This window comes from Chryseobacterium sp. AG363, from assembly GCF_003610675.1.
In the GTDB taxonomy this organism is placed as follows: Bacteria; Bacteroidota; Bacteroidia; order Flavobacteriales; family Weeksellaceae; genus Chryseobacterium; species Chryseobacterium cucumeris.
Map to the genome: position 1 here is coordinate 1,990,667 of NZ_RAQF01000002.1, position 7,792 is coordinate 1,998,458.

Annotated in this window: 8 protein-coding genes; all 8 read right to left on the reverse strand. The window is 37.7% G+C overall.

Features of this window, described 5'->3' with window-relative positions; translation table 11 throughout:
- Window positions 1-11: 11 nt before the first annotated feature.
- Window positions 12-3,062 (reverse strand): baseplate J/gp47 family protein, encoded by a 3,051-nt coding sequence (locus DEU39_RS09100; RefSeq protein ID WP_120231700.1) that lies wholly within the window; start codon window positions 3,060-3,062, stop codon window positions 12-14.
- A gap of 89 nt (window positions 3,063-3,151) precedes the next feature.
- Entirely contained in the window at window positions 3,152-3,562 is a 411-nt protein-coding gene (locus DEU39_RS09105; RefSeq protein WP_034699502.1) for a GPW/gp25 family protein, read from the reverse strand.
- A gap of 153 nt (window positions 3,563-3,715) precedes the next feature.
- Complete coding sequence (locus DEU39_RS09110; RefSeq protein ID WP_034699500.1) at window positions 3,716-4,006, reverse strand: PAAR domain-containing protein; 291 nt, start codon at window positions 4,004-4,006, stop codon at window positions 3,716-3,718.
- Window positions 4,007-4,011: 5 nt separating this feature from the next.
- Window positions 4,012-5,757, reverse strand: coding sequence for a type VI secretion system tip protein VgrG (gene vgrG, locus DEU39_RS09115; RefSeq protein ID WP_120231701.1), 1,746 nt, complete (start codon window positions 5,755-5,757; stop codon window positions 4,012-4,014).
- A 1-nt stretch (window position 5,758) separates the two neighbouring features.
- On the reverse strand, window positions 5,759-6,478 hold the full coding sequence (locus tag DEU39_RS09120) for a CIS tube protein (protein ID WP_120231702.1): 720 nt from the start codon (window positions 6,476-6,478) through the stop codon (window positions 5,759-5,761).
- Complete coding sequence (locus DEU39_RS24360) at window positions 6,478-6,639, reverse strand: DUF5908 family protein (RefSeq protein ID WP_183037396.1); 162 nt, start codon at window positions 6,637-6,639, stop codon at window positions 6,478-6,480. The genes DEU39_RS09120 and DEU39_RS24360 overlap by 1 nt, the downstream gene beginning before the upstream one ends.
- Window positions 6,640-6,841: 202 nt before the next feature.
- Window positions 6,842-7,309 (reverse strand): phage tail protein, encoded by a 468-nt coding sequence (locus DEU39_RS09125; protein WP_047388278.1) that lies wholly within the window; start codon window positions 7,307-7,309, stop codon window positions 6,842-6,844.
- A 2-nt stretch (window positions 7,310-7,311) separates the two neighbouring features.
- On the reverse strand, window positions 7,312-7,743 hold the full coding sequence (locus DEU39_RS09130; protein ID WP_034699490.1) for a phage tail protein: 432 nt from the start codon (window positions 7,741-7,743) through the stop codon (window positions 7,312-7,314).
- Window positions 7,744-7,792: the final 49 nt, after the last annotated feature.

The following is a 7,792-nucleotide window of genomic DNA, read 5'->3' on the forward strand; positions in this document are numbered from 1 at the left end:
CTTGTTTATTATTAAATACATACCTGTTCTGTAATAGTGACATTGTGCTGCTTGGCAGATACCAGAATTGATTTCGGATCTACTTCAATTAAAGATTGTCTTTGCAGGACATTATTCACAAATATTTTAATCTCATCAATGTAATCCACATAATACAACTGCTCCAGATAATTAACCAACTGATTAATATTCAGTTCTACATTAAAATCAATATTTTCAGAGTCTGTAAAAGCCCATGGCGATATATATTTTTTAATATCTTCGTCCAGCTGTTTGATGTAAAATGCTTCATCATACTGCTCAAAGAACCTGACCTTTGTTTCTACTTTTGCTTCTTTATAATTGGGATTAATGACCTGAGCTTTCACGTGCATTGTATTTAATTCATTTACATAATTTTGAATTTTATTCAATGAAGCACGGCTTACTCTCGGCTGATAGACATCAAAAGCATTTTTATTTTTAATATTCGGAACCACCATCAGGGTCACATGGCCCGGCGCCATATATGAATCTTCGGAAGTATGATTTAAACATTTTACCTTAAAGACTTCCGGGAATTCCTGCAATACCAAATGTTCGTAATCCCATTGGGTAATGGCTCTGTGCTTATGTCTTAATCGTTCACTTACCCGTCTGTAAAACTCCGTATCTGTTTCCTTGTATTTACCATCAAACGAGTTATAAGGCTGGCTGACAGATTTTACCTGAGGAACTCTGGTGATAAGCTTAGTAATGGTTTTCGCTTCCAGTCCGTTATTGAGATGAGACAGGTCATTATCCTGATTCTCGAAGGTTGCTAAAGCAGCCTGAGTGTAGATTCCCTGGATTTTGCATACGGCATCATAACTTCTTTGTGATCTGGCTCTGATCCAGACTAATCCATCGGTAAATCTTGTATGGCTTTTATCGATATCTTTAGGTACTTTAAACTTGACAATCCCTGATTCCAGGAACTTTCTGGGCTCGTTTTGCAGCATATAATCCGACAAACTTTTCCATGTATTGTTTGAAAGGATATTCCATTCTATAAATTCTTTTTCAAGGAAAGTATCCACCAGAGGGTTTTCACTTCCTTCCAGCATTTGAATTAATAGAGACACGGTAGTCTGAGGCATTGCTTCCAGACCGATGTACAATTCACCTCCGTTTTGGTGTACCGGTACAATGCTTTTGGTTTCGACTTCCTTTTCGTATTGACCGAACACGTCTTCGTGATACAGCTGTACTTCTTTATTTTTTGAAGCTTCTCCGGCAGATTCTTTTTCCAGATACGAATACACATTTTCTTTCGCGCTGTAATTCAGCTCTATATCTTCAGCAAAAGGAATATATGGCTCGTTAGGAATAAGTTTTTTAAAGCTCGGATTACTTGATAATGCCAATGTATACAGTTTAGGGTATACATCCTGTAATGACGACTGGTTCAGCGTTACTCTGATCGTCTCACTTGTTCCGGCTTTATTACTTGCATTATTTACGGAAAACTGGATTTTATAAGCGTCTTTTACTTTCGTGAATACATCAATATCGTTAGCCTTTTCATACCAGATTTCCTTATCCAGCAAGGCAACATCTGCTTTAAAATAAGCGTCAGAACCTACGATTGAGGAGCTTTTTAAGGCCTCAAAATCAGTTAAGCTGATATTTTGATTTGGCTGAATAACATATCCGCTGTATAAATCTTTTATAGAGTCCGGAGCATTCTTCCAATTGATCGTGATGTCTGCATTTTGCCATTTTTTGGAAAACAGTTCAGGACATTTGATATAGAAATTAGATCCTTTAACAGGTTGTGCGGTGAAAGGATAATAAGGCTTTTCTGAATTTAACGCCCCATTGTCATTTTCTAGCTGAATAGATTTTACTCCCTTTACATCAACTGCTATTTCGATGTTCTTTATTGATTTTTCTGAAAGAGCTTCATACACATCATAGTATTTTTCTCCTTCAATCATCAATCTTACTACAGGAAAGCTGGTTTGAAATGTTTCTGCCAGCACTTCTTTATTGTATTTAACAACAGCCGGGAACTCTTTTTGTAATGTAATAGAAAGTTCTAATCTTTCTTCTTCGTTTTTAATACATGTTAAATCAGCACCTGATAACCATTCTTTCTCTCCGCTGCAAAGCACTTTGATATTATTTTTAATCTCTGTTTTTGAAAGACTTTGTAATTTCTGGGTTGAGTTCTTATTAAAATCAATCTTAAGAGTAATGGTACGCTCTCCTTCTTTTAAATCAAGTAATGAGGATGCTATGGAAAAACCCAGTTTGGCTTTTGGAAGTTCCTTATAAATAGATTTATTGGAAACGGTTTCATCAGAATTATATCCAAACGGCCACCAATAATTGTTGTTTTCCGGCAATTTATCACCCAATCCGTCAGCAGAGTTGGCTACGGGAGCCATTTTCAGTTCTCTGTTTTCCACGTCATTTAAAAAACTTTTGATCTCAACTACTTTTGCCTGATTGGCTATAAGTTCATCACCTGTTTTGTAAATTCGTTTTTTGCCATTAGCATCTTTATTCCCATCCAGTAATGTACCGGCTGGAATTTTTTCCTGAATCGCTTTTTTGGCGAGTTCAAAAATCACATAAACTTTGTCTGATTTGGCATCATTTTTCTCAATTTGAAGAATTTCATTATAATAGAAATCCAGGTGCCTTTTCGTCAGATTATTGAAGGCTTTTTTTGAGAAATCCAATAATTTTAAAAAGCAAACAAATAAAGTCAGGTGAGGTGTCAGGCTGCTATCCTGTTCAAACTGGGACATAAGATCTGTAACCTGTTTTTTCATACTTTTATACTCAACGCTTTCTCTACGCGGGATAGGATCGGCATCATCACCCAAGAAGAAGTTTCCCCACTTTCCTTTGGGTTTTGTATTATCATCTTTGTCAAAATAGTTTACATGTTGAGCAAAATTGTTTGCGAATAATAGCCAGTCAAACAAATCGAAATCGTGTAACTCAAGATTCCCAGGATCTAGTTCTGCTAAAAAGCGCTGCATTTGTGATTTTCCTTCACGATAATGTGAAAATGTATCTGTTTTTTTCATTTGTTTATATTTATCTTTCTATGGTCAGATGCAATACTTATTGTAGTGTTTGGTAGTATTCAAAATGGCTACAGACATCCCGTAATTCATTATATTTCGGTAGCTTCTCCTTTGTAAAAAGGGAAAACCATATTGCTTCTTGTATTAGTATTTCTTACTTCGTAGTCAACTTGTATTAAAACTTCACCCTGAAGTTCTTCCTGAGTATCAATTTCAATACTTAGAATATTGATTCTGGGCTCATGATATAAAATAGCACGCTCAACGATTCCTTTCATTTGGGTAATCAGCGTTAAGTCCAGAGGTTTAAAGAGCATTTCCTGCAAGTCACACCCATAATTTGGGAACATGACACGTTCACCAGGGCGTGTTGACAATAAAATCTTAAGGCTGTTATTGATGTCTTCTACATCTGTGGTCATGACCAGTTTTCCTTCAGTCTCGTTAAACTCAGGCGGAAAACTCCAGCCTGTTCCTAAAAAATCTGTATTTATTTTCATACGTTATTTGTTATATTGAATGTTCACATCCTGCATCTGTGCATAGAGTTTTTGGTTATTCTAACCGTTTTATTATTGATGTTTTACATTTTTATGTTGAGTCGGATTCTATGTATATGGGAGCTTATGATGGCATTAAAGCTGTCTTCCCTATTATCCGCCTATTAAAACAGTAGCGTCACCTGCGGTTATTACCCCTCCATGAGCGGTAGAATCTCCCATTCTGGCGGCAGGTTTCCCACCTATCAATACGCTTGAAGATCCTGACGCAATGGTGTCCGGTGGCCCTGTACATACTGCTTTATCTCCTTGTCTTGCTGCAGGCATTCCGCCGATAAGTACCGTGGGTTCTCCTGCCGGAATAATAGGACCTCCTACATGGGGAACTGTTCCTGTTACCATAGGACAGGTATGCATATCTGTAATTCTTGCTGCCGGTTTCATGATTATTAATTAATTTTAACTTGAGATCCTTTTACTACGGTTACTGCTCCTGATTTAAGCTCTGAACCAGAACTTCCTTCTGCTTTGAACTGAGCGCTTGCTTTTACATTGATATTCGTTCCTTCCATATTGATATCACCCTTTGCTTTGATCTTGATGTCTTTCCCGCTTTCCATACTAATACCATCTTTGTTAAGGGTAAGAATATTAGAATGTTCGTCTTCTATTTTAATAACATCTGCATCTTCATCTACAATCACTTTTTTGCCTTTTGGGGTTTCGAGCGTATATGAAATTTTGTCATCATTAAAGATCATTTTCATTTTGCTTCGGGTCACAAATCCTTTTTCATGGTTATCATCAGAAGCTACAATGGGAGCAGGTTTTGCACTACTGTTCAGCATTCCAAGTACCACAGCATCATTGGGATCATCATTAATAAATCCGATAATGACTTCGTCTCCGATTTCCGGTCTGAAGAATGATCCTCTGTTTTCTCCTGCATCAAGGGTGGCTATTCTTGCCCAAATCCCTTCTTCTTCGTTATTAATGATAGGAATCTGTACTAAAATTCTATCTTCTCCGTCCGGATCTGATTCCAATTGAGACACTACTCCTACATGCAATCCGCTTATGGCAGGAATAATTCCTGAACCTGGCATTTCACTTACATCATAGGTTTCTGAGAACCATGTTGGAGAAAGTCCGAACTGAGCGTCCACCAACCAGTTTCCTTCAGCAATTTCATGACGGACACCGGTTACGTATATTTTTCCGTTGAATCGGTTTCCAACGCCTTGCAGTGTCAAAGTAACTCCCGGTTTCACAGATGGAATTCCCTGGAATTTTACTCTTCCTCTTGTTTTGGCTAATTGCTGGAAGGTTGCTTTGGCATCACCCCATTCCTGCAGTTCTCCCTGAGTGAGGTTTCCACCATGTTTAAGCTGCAGGTCTTCGATTCCGAAAACATCCGCTAAATCACCTGATGAAAGATTTCCGTTGAGGTTGACAGCAGGATCCTGAGCTTCCACTTCAGTCAGTTCCTGATCGGTATAGCTCCATGTTTTGGCTGTAATCTTGTTGAACTGGTCTCTGGCATCAATTTCTCCGTCAAATTCATGTACAGATGATCCATAAACCACTGTTTCTACGGCTTCACCACTAAAATCAGGTTTAGCGATTTTGATGGTTCCGTCTTCAACGGAGCAAAGTTTACCGTTGACCTGTGCTCTGGTGAGCATAAAATCCCAATCGGAAGCCTGGTACTGAACCAATTCCTTATGTGAATTCGAAGTCGTTTCAACATCGGCAGTAAGTCCGTTATTACCAACCAATTCTTCAATAACATCACTGTCTGTACTTTCGTAGAAATATTTGCTTTTTCTTCCTAAGGTCATTTTTACAGCCTTATCTCTGCATTCTACAATCAGATAAGAAGAACCGTTTCTGATTTTGATATTGTGCTTTACGACAACTCCTTTAAAAATGGTTTCTTCTTCAGAATGGTATCCAGCGGTGATCTCGATTTCTTTTCCGGGAATTAACAGATCTTCATTACTGAGCTTGAAATCCTGCTCCGGTACACTTCCGTCTAAAATAACAATGCGGGCATAAGGAATTCTGTTGAATTCTTTTTCCACGATAATGTTTTTCACTCCGTACTTCCCCGGCAGTTCTGTGCCTCCAGACATCACCTTATAGGTAACTAAATCCGGATTTTTTGCTGTTTGTATGTATCCGCTATTATTCATATTATGAAACTTTTTCTAACGGCGGAAAGAATAATTCCTGCCCTGGTTTTAGCTGTCTGAAATTGACAAGATTGTTTATTTTAGCTACCTCCAGATAGTATTTGGAATCTCCGTAAATTCTTTCGGTCATTAAGGGCAATGTATCCCCGGCTTGTACTGTTCTTTTGTGGGTAACGTCCGGAGACTCATTTTTTTTCTCTGCAGCTTCCAGCTTAGGGCTGATAGATTCGCTAAACTTAGCTTTTCCTATAGCTCTCAAAGGCTGTCCTTCATTGTCAAACAATTTATATTCTACAGTAAATTCTGCCAGTACTCCTTTAAACTCAAAGTCTCCCCAATTAAGAATAACGTTATAAGGTTTATGTATGGGACCGGAAACCTGGCCTGTAGCCTTATAAAAAGCATCAACCTGATCTTTTACAGATGTCTTTTTAAAAGCCTTTCCCTTAATTTTATTGATCAGTTTAATACCGGAATTTGCTTCTGTAACTCCTGTCCCATCAAATAGAAATTCTAATTGCAGATCAGTGGAAGGTGATGCTACATATTTTAAATCAGTTTTAGCTGTTCCTGGTGCCTGACCGGGTTCAAGTTCTGTTTTATAAGTTACAGAATACCCTGTCGGATTGATAAAAGCTTTAAAAGCACCGCTCTGAATTCTTTTATCATAATCAGAGTTTTCGTAGGTTCCGATTGTCAGTTTTTGAATTGCTCCTCTCATTATCTTTCTTTTTTACGGTGTTCTATCTTTGCTGCCTGTTCTACACTTTCGCTGATGGCGCGCATGAGCTGTGCTTCATCTACCGAGGTGGCAGTTGTAGCTGCTTCTGCTTTTTCGTCCACATTTATTTTAATGTGAAGCTCTTTTATTTCTATTGGCATTTCGTTTGTTTTTTAATGATCATTAATATTCAAAACACTAATAACCAATGATTTAACATGTTTATTTAAAAAAATCCAAGCACATGAAGGGTGTGTTCAGTCTCTGTTATAGACCAATCTGTTGTTTTTTTATGAAAAAAGATTTGGGTAAAATTTATCTTTAAACTAACACACGTTCAAGTGCTTAGATTTGATTTAGAAATTACAAGCCTAAGCTTGCTAACGATGAGGGTATTGTGAAATATCTATATTTCAGTTCTATTGTTTCAATAGCAAGTTTGCTTTCTTCTGCGTTGAATTCGGATACTTCCCATCTTACGGGGTATGCTCCCACTACATTCCAAACCATTAGGGGTGCTGTAGACTGAATCCCGCCTGAAAGAGTAATGATCAGGTCTCTGGGTTCAAACTGGAAGTTTTCCATCGCATTTCTACACCAGCTTATCAATCCGGAACTTACGATTAACCCACGCTTAAGAACTAAATTAGGATATTTGGGTCTCAAAGGAAGCTGGTGTGTAAACCTGTTTTCGCCTCCTTCGGCATATTCTTCAGTTCCAATTTCTGTTGATAAACCAGATATAGATTGAAATCTGGAGTCAATACCCTCTGTTGTTGAAATCCCGTTAACAATAAAAGAGAAACTGGTTGGAGGATATAAAACTGCCATGATTAGTTATTTTCAATAGTTAATCCTTCGTGTGCAATTTCTAAGGTTTCGATAGCCACCTCATTCCCTTCAGCTTTCAGATCTGTTGATTGCAATTTAAGCGGGAATGCATTTTTCACTTTCCACGTTACTGCAGGAGCTCCTGTTTCATCCAGAAGGGAGATCGTGATAGATCTACGCTCTACTGTACTTAGCTGAATACTTTGGAACCAATCGAAATATTCGTTATCAGTTTTAAAAGTTCCTCTTTTTAAAGTGATGTTACTGAAAGTTTTCATTCCAGGCATCTTAATCTTACTGAAATCAGGACTTGCGCCATGTCTGTATTCAATTAAAGCTGCTTCAACATTTAAACCGCTGACTTCCTGAAATCCTACTTTTGTTCCACCCCAATCTACTTCAAAGGCAAACTTTACTAATGGATATGTACTCATAATTTATTTTTAATTTTAATTGTTATTTAATTGATTTTATGCTTCCTGT

What these genes read in the sequence shown, in the direction of transcription:
- DEU39_RS09100 (WP_120231700.1), bottom strand. Translation starts at nt 3,062, where the DNA reads ATGAAAAAAACAGATACATTTTCACATTATCGTGAAGGAAAATCACAA.
- DEU39_RS09105 (WP_034699502.1), bottom strand. Translation starts at nt 3,562, where the DNA reads ATGAAAATAAATACAGATTTTTTAGGAACAGGCTGGAGTTTTCCGCCT.
- DEU39_RS09110 (WP_034699500.1), bottom strand. Translation starts at nt 4,006, where the DNA reads ATGAAACCGGCAGCAAGAATTACAGATATGCATACCTGTCCTATGGTA.
- vgrG (WP_120231701.1), bottom strand. Translation starts at nt 5,757, where the DNA reads ATGAATAATAGCGGATACATACAAACAGCAAAAAATCCGGATTTAGTT.
- DEU39_RS09120 (WP_120231702.1), bottom strand. Translation starts at nt 6,478, where the DNA reads ATGAGAGGAGCAATTCAAAAACTGACAATCGGAACCTACGAAAACTCT.
- DEU39_RS24360 (WP_183037396.1), bottom strand. Translation starts at nt 6,639, where the DNA reads ATGCCAATAGAAATAAAAGAGCTTCACATTAAAATAAATGTGGACGAA.
- DEU39_RS09125 (WP_047388278.1), bottom strand. Translation starts at nt 7,309, where the DNA reads ATGGCAGTTTTATATCCTCCAACCAGTTTCTCTTTTATTGTTAACGGG.
- DEU39_RS09130 (WP_034699490.1), bottom strand. Translation starts at nt 7,743, where the DNA reads ATGAGTACATATCCATTAGTAAAGTTTGCCTTTGAAGTAGATTGGGGT.